The sequence below is a fragment of the Sphingomonas panaciterrae genome (genome assembly GCF_036890205.1).
In the GTDB taxonomy this organism is placed as follows: domain Bacteria; phylum Pseudomonadota; class Alphaproteobacteria; order Sphingomonadales; family Sphingomonadaceae; genus Sphingomonas; species Sphingomonas panaciterrae.
In genome coordinates this window covers 1-12,574 of sequence record NZ_JAKNQR010000022.1, presented here as the reverse complement: position 1 = coordinate 12,574, position 12,574 = coordinate 1, and the positions used below count along the sequence as shown (strand labels likewise).

At 65.7% G+C, this 12,574-nt stretch carries 23 protein-coding genes; 13 read left to right on the top strand and 10 right to left on the bottom strand.

Going from position 1 to position 12,574, the window contains the following annotated elements; translation table 11 throughout:
* Nucleotides 1-126 precede the first annotated feature (126 nt).
* Genes L8F96_RS18250 through L8F96_RS18220 form a run of 7 tightly spaced genes read right to left on the bottom strand, consistent with a single transcriptional unit; the run spans nt 127 to nt 3,660 of the window.
* The gene (locus L8F96_RS18250; protein WP_334656980.1) at nt 127-309 is read right to left on the bottom strand and encodes a hypothetical protein; all 183 of its coding nucleotides are present in this window, start codon (nt 307-309) and stop codon (nt 127-129) included.
* Nucleotides 306-872, bottom strand: a complete 567-nt coding sequence (locus tag L8F96_RS18245; protein WP_334656979.1) for a hypothetical protein — start codon at nt 870-872, stop codon at nt 306-308. Before L8F96_RS18245 ends, L8F96_RS18250 begins: the two co-directional genes overlap by 4 nt.
* Before the next feature lie 11 nt (nt 873-883).
* Complete coding sequence (locus tag L8F96_RS18240) at nt 884-1,519, bottom strand: hypothetical protein (protein WP_334656978.1); 636 nt, start codon at nt 1,517-1,519, stop codon at nt 884-886.
* Nucleotides 1,516-2,319 carry a hypothetical protein gene (locus L8F96_RS18235; RefSeq protein WP_334656977.1) on the bottom strand — a complete coding sequence of 268 codons (804 nt, stop codon included), beginning with the start codon at nt 2,317-2,319 and terminating at the stop codon, nt 1,516-1,518. The genes L8F96_RS18240 and L8F96_RS18235 overlap by 4 nt, the downstream gene beginning before the upstream one ends.
* A gap of 29 nt (nt 2,320-2,348) precedes the next feature.
* On the bottom strand, nt 2,349-2,990 hold the full coding sequence (locus L8F96_RS18230) for a TRM11 family methyltransferase (RefSeq protein WP_334656976.1): 642 nt from the start codon (nt 2,988-2,990) through the stop codon (nt 2,349-2,351).
* Entirely contained in the window at nt 2,987-3,190 is a 204-nt protein-coding gene (locus L8F96_RS18225) for a hypothetical protein (RefSeq protein ID WP_334656975.1), read from the bottom strand. Before L8F96_RS18225 ends, L8F96_RS18230 begins: the two co-directional genes overlap by 4 nt.
* Complete coding sequence (locus L8F96_RS18220) at nt 3,187-3,660, bottom strand: hypothetical protein (RefSeq protein ID WP_334656974.1); 474 nt, start codon at nt 3,658-3,660, stop codon at nt 3,187-3,189. Before L8F96_RS18220 ends, L8F96_RS18225 begins: the two co-directional genes overlap by 4 nt.
* A 170-nt stretch (nt 3,661-3,830) precedes the next feature.
* Between L8F96_RS18220 and L8F96_RS18215 the strand changes: the two genes are divergently transcribed.
* The gene (locus tag L8F96_RS18215) at nt 3,831-4,130 is read left to right on the top strand and encodes a hypothetical protein (RefSeq protein ID WP_334656973.1); all 300 of its coding nucleotides are present in this window, start codon (nt 3,831-3,833) and stop codon (nt 4,128-4,130) included.
* A 7-nt stretch (nt 4,131-4,137) separates the two neighbouring features.
* Here the strand turns inward: L8F96_RS18215 and L8F96_RS18210 are convergent, their stop codons facing one another.
* Complete coding sequence (locus L8F96_RS18210) at nt 4,138-4,431, bottom strand: hypothetical protein (protein WP_334656972.1); 294 nt, start codon at nt 4,429-4,431, stop codon at nt 4,138-4,140.
* Complete coding sequence (locus L8F96_RS18205) at nt 4,428-4,658, bottom strand: transcriptional regulator (protein ID WP_334656971.1); 231 nt, start codon at nt 4,656-4,658, stop codon at nt 4,428-4,430. The genes L8F96_RS18210 and L8F96_RS18205 overlap by 4 nt, the downstream gene beginning before the upstream one ends.
* A gap of 28 nt (nt 4,659-4,686) precedes the next feature.
* On the opposite strand from L8F96_RS18205, the gene L8F96_RS18200 reads away from it, so the two are divergent.
* The 9 genes from L8F96_RS18200 to bet all read left to right on the top strand — a co-directional run bounded on the left by L8F96_RS18200 (nt 4,687) and on the right by bet (nt 9,681).
* Nucleotides 4,687-5,433, top strand: coding sequence for a S24 family peptidase (locus L8F96_RS18200; protein ID WP_334656970.1), 747 nt, complete (start codon nt 4,687-4,689; stop codon nt 5,431-5,433).
* Nucleotides 5,412-5,834 carry an HIRAN domain-containing protein gene (locus L8F96_RS18195; RefSeq protein ID WP_334656969.1) on the top strand — a complete coding sequence of 141 codons (423 nt, stop codon included), beginning with the start codon at nt 5,412-5,414 and terminating at the stop codon, nt 5,832-5,834. The genes L8F96_RS18200 and L8F96_RS18195 overlap by 22 nt, the downstream gene beginning before the upstream one ends.
* 109 nt (nt 5,835-5,943) lie before the next feature.
* Nucleotides 5,944-6,288, top strand: a complete 345-nt coding sequence (locus L8F96_RS18190) for a hypothetical protein (protein WP_334656968.1) — start codon at nt 5,944-5,946, stop codon at nt 6,286-6,288.
* Nucleotides 6,285-6,422, top strand: coding sequence for a hypothetical protein (locus L8F96_RS18185; RefSeq protein ID WP_334656967.1), 138 nt, complete (start codon nt 6,285-6,287; stop codon nt 6,420-6,422). The genes L8F96_RS18190 and L8F96_RS18185 overlap by 4 nt, the downstream gene beginning before the upstream one ends.
* A complete protein-coding gene (locus tag L8F96_RS18180) occupies nt 6,419-6,802 on the top strand; it encodes a hypothetical protein (protein ID WP_334656966.1) in 384 nt (127 codons plus the stop codon). The genes L8F96_RS18185 and L8F96_RS18180 overlap by 4 nt, the downstream gene beginning before the upstream one ends.
* A gap of 10 nt (nt 6,803-6,812) precedes the next feature.
* Complete coding sequence (locus L8F96_RS18175) at nt 6,813-7,562, top strand: hypothetical protein (RefSeq protein ID WP_334656965.1); 750 nt, start codon at nt 6,813-6,815, stop codon at nt 7,560-7,562.
* Nucleotides 7,562-7,933 carry a hypothetical protein gene (locus L8F96_RS18170; RefSeq protein WP_334656964.1) on the top strand — a complete coding sequence of 124 codons (372 nt, stop codon included), beginning with the start codon at nt 7,562-7,564 and terminating at the stop codon, nt 7,931-7,933. Before L8F96_RS18175 ends, L8F96_RS18170 begins: the two co-directional genes overlap by 1 nt.
* Nucleotides 7,934-8,080: 147 nt before the next feature.
* On the top strand, nt 8,081-8,662 hold the full coding sequence (locus tag L8F96_RS18165; RefSeq protein ID WP_334656963.1) for a 3'-5' exonuclease: 582 nt from the start codon (nt 8,081-8,083) through the stop codon (nt 8,660-8,662).
* 20 nt (nt 8,663-8,682) lie between these two features.
* Nucleotides 8,683-9,681, top strand: coding sequence for a phage recombination protein Bet (bet, locus tag L8F96_RS18160; RefSeq protein ID WP_334656962.1), 999 nt, complete (start codon nt 8,683-8,685; stop codon nt 9,679-9,681).
* A 168-nt stretch (nt 9,682-9,849) separates the two neighbouring features.
* On the opposite strand, the gene L8F96_RS18155 is transcribed toward bet, so the two are convergent.
* A complete protein-coding gene (locus L8F96_RS18155) occupies nt 9,850-10,083 on the bottom strand; it encodes a hypothetical protein (protein WP_334656961.1) in 234 nt (77 codons plus the stop codon).
* On the opposite strand from L8F96_RS18155, the gene L8F96_RS18150 reads away from it, so the two are divergent.
* The 3 genes from L8F96_RS18150 (at nt 10,082) to L8F96_RS18140 (ending at nt 12,524) form a co-directional block, all read left to right on the top strand.
* Complete coding sequence (locus L8F96_RS18150; RefSeq protein WP_334656960.1) at nt 10,082-10,687, top strand: hypothetical protein; 606 nt, start codon at nt 10,082-10,084, stop codon at nt 10,685-10,687. The genes L8F96_RS18155 and L8F96_RS18150 overlap by 2 nt on opposite strands.
* A 2-nt stretch (nt 10,688-10,689) precedes the next feature.
* Nucleotides 10,690-11,154, top strand: a complete 465-nt coding sequence (locus tag L8F96_RS18145; protein WP_334656959.1) for a Ros/MucR family transcriptional regulator — start codon at nt 10,690-10,692, stop codon at nt 11,152-11,154.
* A gap of 167 nt (nt 11,155-11,321) precedes the next feature.
* Entirely contained in the window at nt 11,322-12,524 is a 1,203-nt protein-coding gene (locus L8F96_RS18140; RefSeq protein ID WP_334656958.1) for a hypothetical protein, read from the top strand.
* Nucleotides 12,525-12,574 lie beyond the last annotated feature (50 nt).

Genomic DNA, 12,574 nt, shown 5'->3' with positions numbered 1-12,574 from the left:
CATCCTGCGTGAGCAGGTCAGCGACCCGGTCGACGCCGCGGTTGTCGATCATCAGCGCGCCGAGCAGCGCCGCCTCTGTCTCGACGTTCCGTGGCGGCCCTTGGTCAGCCTGGATTGGCGCGGTCATCAGCATTTGCGCTCCGAGGCGAGGAAGGCGTCGCGCCAGGCAGACCAGCTGCGGGCGATCGCCTGATTGTGGGCTAGGTCGGTGAGCAGGGCCGGGCGATCCTGAGATTGCTGGATCAGCGCGCAGTAGCGGCACCATAGCTCGTCGACGGTGATGCGGGTGGGGAGCGCGACCACGTTCATGCCGGCATCAGCGGTGCGCGCAGCACCTCGTCAGCCCGCCAGGGCGGCATGATGCGCTCGCAGTCGAGCAGATAGTCCAGGATGCCGACCGCCTCGGCCGCGTCATGGCGGATCACGTCGATGCCGAGCTGACGGCAACGCGCGACGGCCATGCCCTTCAGCTGCGCCGATGCGGTTGCGCGCGGCATCTTGCCGATGAAGTGCCGGCGCCATGTGGCTTGGTGGATGCCGATCCCGTTCCGGTCATTGACGACGCGGATGGACTTGGCCTCGCAATAGCTCTCGACGTGCCCGGCAAGGCTGACAGCAAGGAAATGGGCTTCAGCGTTCGACTGAACGTTGAAACCGTCGAGGTGCCGCGGCTTCTCGTAAGCGACGGCGGTGAGCGGCGTGACCACGTGGTGCTCGTGCATGCGCTGGTGCAGGCGCAGGAACACGGTGCCCGGCGAGGTAATCGCCGAGCCCAGCTGCCAAATGCCCGTCACGGGCTTGTCGAGGCCGGAGTGCCAGAGAGCAAAGCCGGTCGACGTCTTGGACAGATCGAGCGCCAGATACGCGGTCACGCCGATTCCGATCAGTTGACGGTGTGGAGCTCAGGGGCGGAGCGTTCCGCCATCGGCATCTGCGGCGCCTTGGCGCCACCCATCTGGTCGACGAGATCGCGGCTGATCCCGATCTTCAGCTCCTGCATCATGCCGTAGAGCGAGCGCAGGTAATCATCCCGCGTCTCGTCTGACATGTTGGCCAGCTTGTGCGCGTCTTTGGCCGCCTTCTTGTTGACGTGGCAGTCGTCCTCGATCGTCTTCCACGCGGCGGAAAGATCGCCTCGCGACTTGGCGTTCTGCTCTTCCGCCGGCTTCACGTCGCCACGCAGCAGGCGCGCCGCGCGGGCGAAATCCGGCTTGGCAACTTCGGTGTGGTCCTGCTGCTGCTCCTGTTCCTTGGCCTTTCGCCCGCGGCCACGGCCGGTCGGGGTGTCCGTAGATGCGGCAACCATGGTGTCTTCCTTCTGCTGGGGTGCCGCGACCCGCGCGGCGGTGGGGAGAGGCTCGAAAGCCTCGGGGGGAGGGGGGCTGTGGAGGTCTTCCTCGTCGATGAGGCGTGCCTCGCCGATCGAGATCCCGGCGTCGGCGGCTGCCGTCATCAGGGTGGCGCCATCGCGCCGGGCGATGCGGTACGCGCGCTGCTGGACTGAGCCGCCGACGTTCATGCGCCGATCGCCTGGCGGATCTGGGCCAGCCGAGCCTCGGACGATTCCAACTGCTCGGTCAGGGTCGCGATCTGGACCTTGGCGGCGGCCAGTTCGCTGCTGACGTCTGGGATGGCAGCGCGAGTGGCGAGTTCGTCGACCATCTTGTGGATGGTTGTGGCAATGTCGTCGCCAGTGCCGACCCAGCCGACAGATGGCGCTGGCTCTTCGGCAATCACGGCGCCGGCCGTGGCCGCGAGCATGGCGGTGCGACGGTCGACCGCCTGTCCGATCAGGTCGAGCGCGGCGCGGCCAAGGCTCACTGCGTGCATGGTGGCGTATGCAGCGATCGCCGTGAATAGCTCGCCCTGCGGCTTGATATTGATCTGTTTGGGCGAACCGTACTCCGGCGCCGTTGCGAGCGCGGGTTCTGGCTGCGGCATGGGCGCTTCCTTCGTTTCAGGGGCCGGCGAGGAGGGCTGCTTGGCAGGTGTCGGGATGATCGGTGCCGCGGCCGTCGGCGGGCGCCGGTTCACGATCGACGCGATGCGCGCCGCTGCTTCGTCCTCATCGATCTCGAGCAGCGGCTTGGTCACCGCGCGGGTCGGACGCGCGACGGGGAGCGGGGCACTTGCCTTCCGGCCCAACGTAATCACGCGGGTGTCGCCGAACCCCTTGATCGAGATGCGACCGGCATCGGACAGTGCCGCGAGCAAGGTGCGGGCGCTCTCGACCGAAGTGAGCTGGAAGTATTCGCAGATATCGTCATCGCCGGGCAGGGTGGCGCCAGTACGAAGGCATCGCTCGATCCAGTCGAACATGCGGTCCTGGTTGAGGCGGGAGTGGGCCATCATCGGGCGGGCTCCGGTGCAGGGATGGAGGGGGCGAGCCAGCGGACGCGCGTTTCGCGGTCGTGCGGGGCGTTCCAGACGATCCAGCAGAAGTCTGTCGTGCCGCCCTTGAAGGCGCGATCGCCCATCTCGGCGATCAGCGCGCCCGGCGGCATGCTGGGCCGTTTCGACAGGATCAGGATCTCGGCCGGCGGGAACTCGGCGAAGAGCGCATGACGCGCGCGGCTGGCGAGGAACGACAGCTGCTGAAGGACGCAGACGCGATGATCGGCGAGGGCCAGCACCCGGCGAATGATGGTCTCGGCCAGCTTGAACGGCGGGTTGGTGACCACATTGAGCCGGGCGCCGACCGGCACCGCCACCGGGCAGCCGAACTTGGTCGCGTCCCACGGCGCAGCGAAATGATCATAGCCGCGGTCGGTGATGTCGGTGGCGATGACGTAGTGCTGGCCAAGCCGCTCAGCGAAAACGCTAGGGATGGTGCCACCACCACAGCAGGGATCCCAGACCCAGCTGTTCGCCGCGAAGGGGATGGCGTCGGCGAGCAACTCCACACACCAGCGCGGCTCCACGTACCAGTCATCAGCCGCGCGGGCGTAATCGGTGGAGCGCATGTTCTGCGCGATGTTGCCCGCGCTCATGCAATGCTCTCCTGCGGCGGCCATGCGGCGGAGCCCGTGAACTTGCGCAGCAGGCTCTTCGCGCCAGCCTTGGACAGGCCGATCGCTGCCGCAGCGTCCGCCAGCGCATGCCCTTCGGCGGCGTGCTGACGCAGCTGCTCCATGCGCCGGCGTGACCGCGCGGCGTTGGTGACACGTGCGCAGGTAAGGCCGTACCTCAAGGGCGCACCGCCTTTGAAGAAAAGGGCGTAAGCGCCTCGATCATCGCGTCGGCGAAGGGGCGCAGCTCGCCCTGGTCCCGATTGCAGAAGATACCGTCGATGCCGCGCTTAGCGAACGCTGCGCCGCCGTCGACAAGCAGGGCGATCAGTTCCGCTGGTGCCAGGGGCGTCGGGTTCAGTTCGTGGGCAGCAGTGCCCATTAGCTCGAGCACGACGTTCTGCCCGTTCGTGCCTAATGCCGACATGACCGAGAGCAGATCCTCACGGTTCAGCGGACGGTGCTCTGCGTGGCCGGGCTCCATCCGTGCCGATTCGATCACGCGATCGGACACGCCAGACGCAGTCGCCAGATCGACCACCCGCCAGCGCTTGCCGCGCCCGACAAATAGGCGGAGCATGTCGTGCACGGCCATGTCGAGCCGAGTGCGTGAGATCAGCGGCGATTTGTCCGCAGACGCGGGGGCGCTCATCGCGTACCGCTCCGCCCATGAGACGTTCCCTGGTCGTCACCGATCGTTGAGCCGCGTGGCGTTGGCGCCGCGCCCCTCCCATCTTGGATCAGCCCTTTGCCGCCGGGGATCGACTCCCCGACGGCGCCGGCTACTGTCGTGTTGCGAGCAACGACAGGAGAAGGATCAGCATGGACGACGACGACTTGCGCGTGGTGGTCGTTTGGCCGGACGCAAAAGAGTACGCGCGGTTCCGCGCCGTTTGTGGCGACGATTACCCCGACACGTACCTCGAGTTTCTCGCTCAAGCCGAGGGACGCATCCGAGCCGTTGAAGCAACTGGGAAGGTCGTGGAACGAGTTGTCGTCGATCCCGACGAGATGGTCGAATGGTGCATTGCGAACCACGGCGAGGTCAATTCCGCAACACGTGCGAACTTTGCCCTCAACAAGGTGCTGGAGCGCAACAAACGTCCCGATCGGATGCACTGACGGCGCCTCAAGCATCACCCGGCACCTCCACGTTCAGCTGGTGAAGCCGCCGCGTCGCCGCCATCAGGGTCAGCTGTGCGCTGGCCTGCCGCTCGCGGATCAGCGCATTGACCATCGTGGTCGACACATCGATGCTGTGTCGCTGCAGCTGTCCGGCGGACTTGAGCCCGACGAAGATCGTCTGCTGTTCTTTGATCGGCACGAGGGCGGCAGCCTCGCGCGCCTTGGTGCGCGCGGCGCGAAACATGTTCAGCGCGTTGTTGATCTCGGACAGGCGTTCGAGGGTGAGAGGCGCGGTCATGCCGCGGCCTCAGCTGCCGGGTACAGATCGGGCCGGATCTCATGTCGGGATCCGAAGCCGGCGTTCTCGGCGGGGATCACAAACTCTGCTGGCAAGGGGCAACCGTTCCTCAGCCAGTACGAGACGAGCTGCTGCGAGGTGCCGATGCCTTTGGCGAAAACCGTCTGGTTATCTCCAGCGCGAGCGAGCGCATCGCGGAGCGCTCCATGGAAGGGGTGCGTCTTCATGGCCGCCCCAGCTACTAAAGTCCTGTAGATGCCGCAACAGGAGTTTTGTAAGCGCGACGCTACAAGCTTTCTTGTAGCTCCTGTCGGTATGTTTCCCGATGATCAGGATGTTGAGTCCACTCGAACGTGGATGATCAATCAGCGGAAAGCTCGTGGTTGGTCGACCCCTAAGCTCGCCAGCGTTGCGCGCGCGATTGCGCATCGCGAGGGCAGCAAAATGAAGCTGACCCAGCAAACCGTTTCGGACTTCGAGCAGCCTGGAAAGGCTAAGCGCATGCCTGAATGGATGCGCTACGTTAAGATGGCCTTCGAAGAAGGGGAGCCGGTCGAGGACGCCGATACTGAGCCGCGCGACGAACTGGTGTATATCAGGCAACTTGATATTCGTTATGCGCTTGGCGACGGCGCTGCGATAGATCAGGCGCGCTCCGCGACGCTGATCCCGTTCAACTTGGCCGAGATCCGGAGCTTGTCTCGGGCCTCTACAGAGAAGCTATTTATCGCGACGGGCGTGGGGGACTCCATGGAACCGGTGTTGATGAAGCATGATCGAGTGCTGATCGACACAAGCGAAACGCAGCTCACCCTTGGCGATACACTTTGGGCGATCGAGTATGCGGGTGCTGGCTACATCAAGTGGGTTCGCGCTGTGATGCGAGACGGCAAGCGAAAATTTATGATCCTGTCGGCAAACGATCGCTATCCGCCTGAAGAGGCAGACCCTCGTGATGTGCGGATCATCGGAAAGGTGGCTTGGATCGCGAGGCAGATGTGAGGCAGATGTCTGTGGCGGTGGTTGGCGCCAATCACCCCAACGCCGATGGCGGTAACCGACGTAGTGAGATCGCATTCTGCGATCCCGGAGAGCCTCTCGCCCTGGTGCCAGAGCCGAAGAACGAATTCGACGAGCACGCGGTGGCCGTCTTCTCAGCGCGCCATTTTCAGATCGGCTACATAGCCTCACAGCGAGCCGTCTACCTCAAGAAGCTTATGCGTGACGGCCACACCGTTGAGGCCATCTTTCAAGATCTTGCTCCCTTTGGGGCAATAGCCCGGATCGGCGTGGATTGCGCACCGACATTGCCAGAGTTGGGCGCCGTCGAAGATGATGGCGATGACGACGTTGATTACCCGGACTTCGAAGATCGACCGGACCCCGGCCCGGAATACTGGTAAGCCAAGCAACAAAACTCCTGTTGACGGGGCTACAGCAGTTTTGTAGCCCAGCCCCATCACCTGACCTGCCGCGCAGTTGCGGCACGAGAGACGGTGGTGGGAGATCATCATGCAATCCGTCGATGCGAGCAGGTGGAGCGAGAGCCGAGAGGCTGTCTCCCTGCTCACCAGCTTGGTCCGGAACCCGCCCGAACGGCACCTGAGCTGCACGTGGTTCGGCAGCCGACGCGAGGATCATGCCCGTTACGTTGGTGAGCGCGTCAAAGCTCTAGACGAGGTGCGCGCCGATGCAGTGAGCGCCGCTGCCGGCTTCGTGCCCGACAGCTGCTCATCCGCCGAGGACATGTCGCGCTGGCTTGAGATCAGCGAGGCGGTGCCGTCGACCGAGACGGTCATCGAGGCGGTGCTGACTGTCGCGGGCGTTGCCGTGATCGAGCGGGATCTGCGCCGATGAGCCCGCACGAAATCGCTGCCATGTCGACCGCCGCCGCGCTGATCTTCGGCGGTTCGCTGGGGCTCGGCATGGGCGTCCTCGGCATCAGCGCCGCCGCCGCCGCCGATTACTTCATTCAGCGTTGGCGCCGGTGAGCCGCTCCGGCCTCGTCTATTCCGATCGGCACGCGCCGGTGCGGATGGAAGGATACGACCCCGACACGCCGATCGCGGGGCTGTACCGCGCTCGGTTGGTTCAGGGCGGGGTCTATGTCGGCGTCCGCATCTGGTTCGGCCCGCCCCACGATCCCGTCACCGGCGAAGAGTTGGACCGGTCGTGGCGCTGGCAGGCGACCGCCAATGGTGAGCTGATCCCCCTGGATCGCGTGTGGCCGCGCTACGCCGACAAGCAGATCGATCAGGCCGAATACGACCACCTCGTCAGCCTTCAGCGCTGGGGCGCGGAGCACGGCCATGCCGCTCTCGCTGACCCGCGCAAGCCGCTTGACCCACTCACCACTCCCTTGATGTTCTGAGGAGAACGCCGTGACCAAGATCGCCGCCGCGCGCCCAGCGCCTGCTAACGGAGAGCCGAACCCGCGTATCGTGCTGGGCAGCAATCGCCCGCCCGTTGATGAGATGGCTCGCGCCGACTTCAACGAGGCGATCGACGGCCATGCTGGCCTGCGCAAACGCATCGCCGATCTGATCGATTCTGCCGGTCGCGCTGTGGCCACCGACGACGACAGCATGGGCCGCTGCGCCGAGCTGGTCCGCCAGATGGGTGCCGTCGAGAAGGTGGTCGACGAAGAGCGCGTGCGCGTGAAAGCTCCGTTCCTCGCCGCCGGCCGCGCGGTCGACGATGCCGCCAAGACGCTGACTTCGACGCTCGGCGCCGAGAAGGACCGAGTGCGCGGGCTCGGCACGGAGTACATGCGCAAGAAGCAGCGCGAGGAGGACGAGCGCCGCCGCCAGCAGGAGCGCGAGGCGGAGCAGCGCCGCCAGGAGGAACTGGCGCGCGCCGCGGCCGAGCAGCGCGAGCCTGAGCCGATCGCGCCGCCCCCGCCGCCCAAGGCAGAGCCGACCCGCGTTCGCTCCGACTTCGGCGCCGTCGCGTCCGCCCGCAAGGTGAAGGTCGCCACGATCACCGACTGGAACAAGGCGTTCAAGGCGGTGAAGAACGTCGATGCCGTCAAGGATGCGATCCAGAAGGCGGTGAACGGCCTGATGCGCGCCGGGCAGACCAGCATTCCCGGTGTCGAGATCAGCGATGACGTCGCGCTGAGTGTCCGCTGATGCGCACGCATGAAAATCATGATGCGGCCCTGGCTGATGCGCTCTGGTGGTTTCGCGGCTTCAACGCTGCGCACGCAGCACTTCAGGCGACGGGGGGCGCGGCTTTCACCGGCGCTGAAGGCTTGGACCATCACCTCCGTGAGGTGCGCGGCTGGCTAAAGGAGCTTTCGACCGGGAAGCGCCGGGTGCTCGGCATGAGCGAGCGGGAGCGGGCCATCGTTCTTACCGAAGCCGAGTTCGAGCGGGTGCTGGATGGCCTGCGTTCGACCAACGCCGTTGACGTCAACGCTGGTCGAGCGACCGTCGAAGCGGTCTTCGCTGAGGTCCGCGCTGAGGTGAAGCAGGCAGACGAAGACGAAGTGGCCTTCTGATGCCCGCCAAGCCGCCTCCGGTTGTGCCCGGCTCGACCAAGTCCGCCTGCCCACACTGCGGCAAGCGCGTCCGCCGCCACGGCCTCACCGATCACATTCGCGCCGCGCACCAGGACGTGCCGGCAGCCACCGCTTGAAGGAACCGACATGCGTATCCTGTTCTTCGATACCGAAACCACCGGCATTCCGCTCTGGCATGATCCGTCGGACGATCCGCGCCAGCCTCATGTGGTGGAGCTCGCTTGCGAACTGTGGGACGGCGACAACCAAGCCGACTGCTTTCACGCCGTCATCGACCCGGGCGTCCCCATTCCGCCCGAAGTCGCAGCCATCCACGGCATCACCGACGAGATCGCGCAGGCGAACGGCGTCGCGCCGCATGTTGGCCTCGACGCCTTCATGCGCTTGATCGCCGACGCTGATCTGGTCGTCGGACACAACGTTTCGTTCGATGTTCGACTGATGCGGATCATGGCGGCGCGCCACCGCGGCGTGAAGTGGGACAATCCGCTGCCGACCTTCTGCACCATGCGGAAGTCGACCAACATCTGCCAGATCCTGAGCGAGCGCCCGCGCCATGCGCGGGACTGGAAGTGGCCGAAGCTGGGCGAGGCGTATCGCCACTTCTTCGGCGAGGAATTGAGCGGCGCCCACTCTGCTGCCGTCGACTGCGCCGGTTCGCGCCGCGTCTATTTCCACCTGCAGACCCTCATGGCCGCTGCGGCCTGATCGGAACGGAGATCACTATCATGGCAACTCAAACCGCCGCTCGCCGCGCGCCCGGCCGCCAACCACAGGGCGGCTTGCCCGCCACTCAGCAGTCCCCGCAACAGAACGTTGCCGAAGCCCAGCGGAACGCCGCCCAGGCGCGGCAGGTCAGCGCGCTGGACGTCCTCGCCAGCCGCTTGAACATCAGCGCCGGCCTGCTGCAATCGACGCTGCTTTCGACCGTGTTCAAGAACGCCAGCAAGGAAGAGTTCGCGGCGCTGGTCATCGTTGCCAACGAATACGGCCTCAATCCGCTGACGAAGGAGATGTACGCCTTCCCTCAGAAGGGCGGGGGCATCGTGCCGCTGGTGTCGATCGACGGCTGGATCCGCATCATGAACAACCACCCGCAGTATGACGGGATCGAGTTCACCGACATTGCGGACGAAGAGGGCAAGCTGATCGCGATCGAGGCGGTGATCTACCGCAAGGATCGCACCCGCCCGATCCGCGTCACCGAGTATCTGGACGAGTGCAGGCGGGAAACCGACCCGTGGAAGAAGAGCCCGGCGCGCATGCTGCGGCACCGTGCGCTGATCCAGTGCGCGCGCATCGCCTTCGGCTTCTCCGGCATCTACACCGAAGACGACGCCGAGGTGGGCAGCGTCCAGCTGGGCGGTGATCTTTCACCTGTACCGATGCGCGACGTCACGCCGAACCGGCAGCTGCAGGACGACAGCGCCTTCGATCCGCAAACCGGCGAGATCGGCGCGCAGGGGCGAGGGGAAGGCGAGGGGCCGACCGACGAGCAGCGTGGCGAAGAGCACCGCGACGGGCAGGGCCGCGAGGTCGACCCGCAGGAGGCCAAGGCCAACGAGATCATCGAGCGCGCGGGCAAGGTCGAGATCATGGGTGACCTGATGAGCTTGGTCGGCGAAGCCGAAGAGCACATTGCCGCGATGAGCGATCCCGACATGGTCGCTGCCTGCCGCCGCGCCCTCAGCGCTGCCGAGGCACGGCTGAAGAAGGGCGGCAAGTAATGGGAGCGCGGCCGGTCCCTGGCAGCCCCGAGGCGCGCGCTCACTGGCGCGCCCTCCACCTCACCGCCGATCGCGCGGCCGGCTTCAGCGACCCGCCTGCGCGCCCTTCCTTCCTCGCTCGCCTGCGGGAGATGTTTCGTGGCTGATCAAGATCGAAGTGCAGTCGAATCAATCAATGATCGGGTTGCTGTCATGCACGGCCTGAATGGCTTGATCGTACGCAATGAAGGTCGGTCCAATGACTTGGCCGAAGGGCGTGACGGCCCAGTTCGTCCCGTTGTTGGTAGCGATGTATCTCTGCAGCTTGTAGCCATAGCTGTTGTGCGGGTTCTTCGAGGTAAATTCTCGCGTCACCTCGTCCAGCCGCATTCTGACTTCGCGTTCACTCGGTATGGTCACCATGCCTGATCGCCCCATCATCTTCAGTGCGCCGATGGTGCGCGCGCTGCTCGCCGGGCGCAAGACGCAGACGCGCCGGCTGGCGTCATCGCCGCTGTCGCGCTGCGCGGCCGGCGATCGGCTGTATGTCCGCGAGGCTGTCTCATGCGGCGGCGTCTTCAGCGACGTCGTCGAGGTCCGGTACCGGGCGCACCAGAACGCCAGCCATACCGAGTTCGTGGAGCAGGTGCCGGTTGACCGCGCTACCTCCGTGCTGCCGAACTGGCCGCGCTACAGCCCCTCGATCCACATGCCGCGCTGGGCCTCGCGCCTGACACTGATCGTGGAACAGGTCCGCACCGAGCAGCTGCAGGCGATCAGCGAGGCTGACGCGATCGTGGAGGGGCTGGTCCAGCACGTTCCGCCGGCGCACCTCGGCATGCCGCACTGGCGCGTGGAGGGGATCGACCTTCCGCAGCAGGTCAACGCGCGCATGACCTTCGCAGCGCTCTGGGCGTCGCTCCACACCAAGCCCGGCGAGCGCTGGGCCGACAACCCCGACATCATCGCGCTCACTTTTCGCGTCGAGCGCGCGAACATCGACCAGCTCACCAACGAGGGAAAATGACCATGAACGACCTATCTCCAATCCCCGGCGCGCTGCTGAGCGCCGACATGACCGTCGCCGACACTGTCGCGATCGTCAGCGCGCTGGTCTCCAACCCCAACTTCCGTGACGGACCGGGCGACATTGCTCGCGCGATCAGCGAGACGCATGCGGCGCTGGCGGCTCTGAACAGCGACGAGCCTGCGGCCAGCGCCACGCCCGCCGCCGAGCAGCCGTGGGAGCCGGCGGTGAGCGTCCGCAAGTCGCTCGCCTCGCCCGACCACATCATCAGCCTGATCGACGGCAAGCCGTACAAGACGCTGCGCCGGCACCTGGCCGGGCATGGTCTGACGCCGGAGAGCTATCGCGAGCGGTTCGGCCTCAAGCCCGATTATCCGATGGTGGCGGAGAGCTATTCGAACGCGCGGCGCGACATGGCGAAGAAGATCGGGTTGGGCACCAAGGCCAACCGGAACGGGCAGGGGTAACGAGCCATGGGCGCCGCTGCCTCTCTTCCCGACTTGGACCGGCGCCTCTCTCGCAAGATCGAGACGGGGCGCTCCATCCAGCTCAGTCCGGCCGATCTCGACTTGCTCGTCTCGACCGGTGCCATCGACACTTTCCGCTCAGCTGTCGCTGACCATCAGAGGAGTCAATGCCGCGAACGAAGCGCCCGAAGCCGCTCTATCAGCGGGGAGACTTCAAGCTCCTCGCCCGTGAAGGCCGTGCCAACCTCGAGATCGTCTGGTACGACGCCGAGGCCGGACGCGAGCGAAGCGCTTCAGCAGGTACATCAGATCTTGGGGAAGCGAAGCTCGCCCTCGATCGCAAGTACCTGACCGCGACTGGCCACCGGTTCTGCGAGTCGTGCGGGCGTCCCTTCGACGGGGATGCTTCGCCGACGGTGGTGGAGGCAATCCGCGACTATCTCCTGCTCAGCGAGGAGAAGGCGGGTTATGCTGCAACCCGCGGCCGGCTGGCGCTGGCGGTCGAATACATCGCGCAGACTGACCTCAACGTCACCTGTGCTGCGATCGACGTCCGATGGGTCGACGCCTATCGAAAGTGGCTGGCTGCCAAGCCGGTCGTCTCGCCCAATGGCAACTTCACGCGGGCGCGGAGCTTGGGCCACGTCGAGGGCTGCGTCCGCCAGCTCGCCGCCGCGATCAACGCCACGCCAGGCCAGGCGGCGCAGTTCAAGGCGGAGCAGCCGAAGGCCGTGGCTGTATCGCCGCGGTACCGGGCCGACGTGCCCATGCTTGCCGCCATGTTCCGGTTCGCGATGGAGATCCCCGAGCGCGAGCACCTGCTCGCCTACCTGCGCGCGGCCGTCGCGACCTGGGCGCGACCAGAAGAGATTTTCGACTTGCAGGCGGGCCAGTGGATTCCTGAGGCCAAAGTGCTCGACCTCAACCCGCCGGGTCGACGCCAGACGCGCAAGTACCGAGGCCGCATCCCAATTGCCCGGCAGTTCGCGCCGTTCCTCGACGACATGGGCGCCGAGTACATGTCCGTCACGACCGTGCGCGTGTCCTGGGATAAGATGCGCGGTAAGATCGGGATGCCGTCCGAGCGGGGCGAGGCCGGCATCAAGCTGATCCGTCGCTCCATGGCGACGCTGGCCCGCCGGCGGATCGGTGAGGCCAACTGGCGGCAGGGCGAAATGATGCTCGGGCATGTGAAAACCAGCATCAGCGACATTTACGCAATCCCCGATCCGGCGAACTACGGCCTCGCTCTGGAAGCGACGGAATCGATCATCGACGAGATCTGCGCGCTGGCACCCGGCGCATTCTACCGCACCGTTACCGCAAACGGCGCGCCCTTGAAGCTAGTGGAAGGTGGCAAAAATGGCTGAAATCTGCCGTGGAGCGGGTGAAGGGAATCGAACCCTCGTCGTAAGCTTGG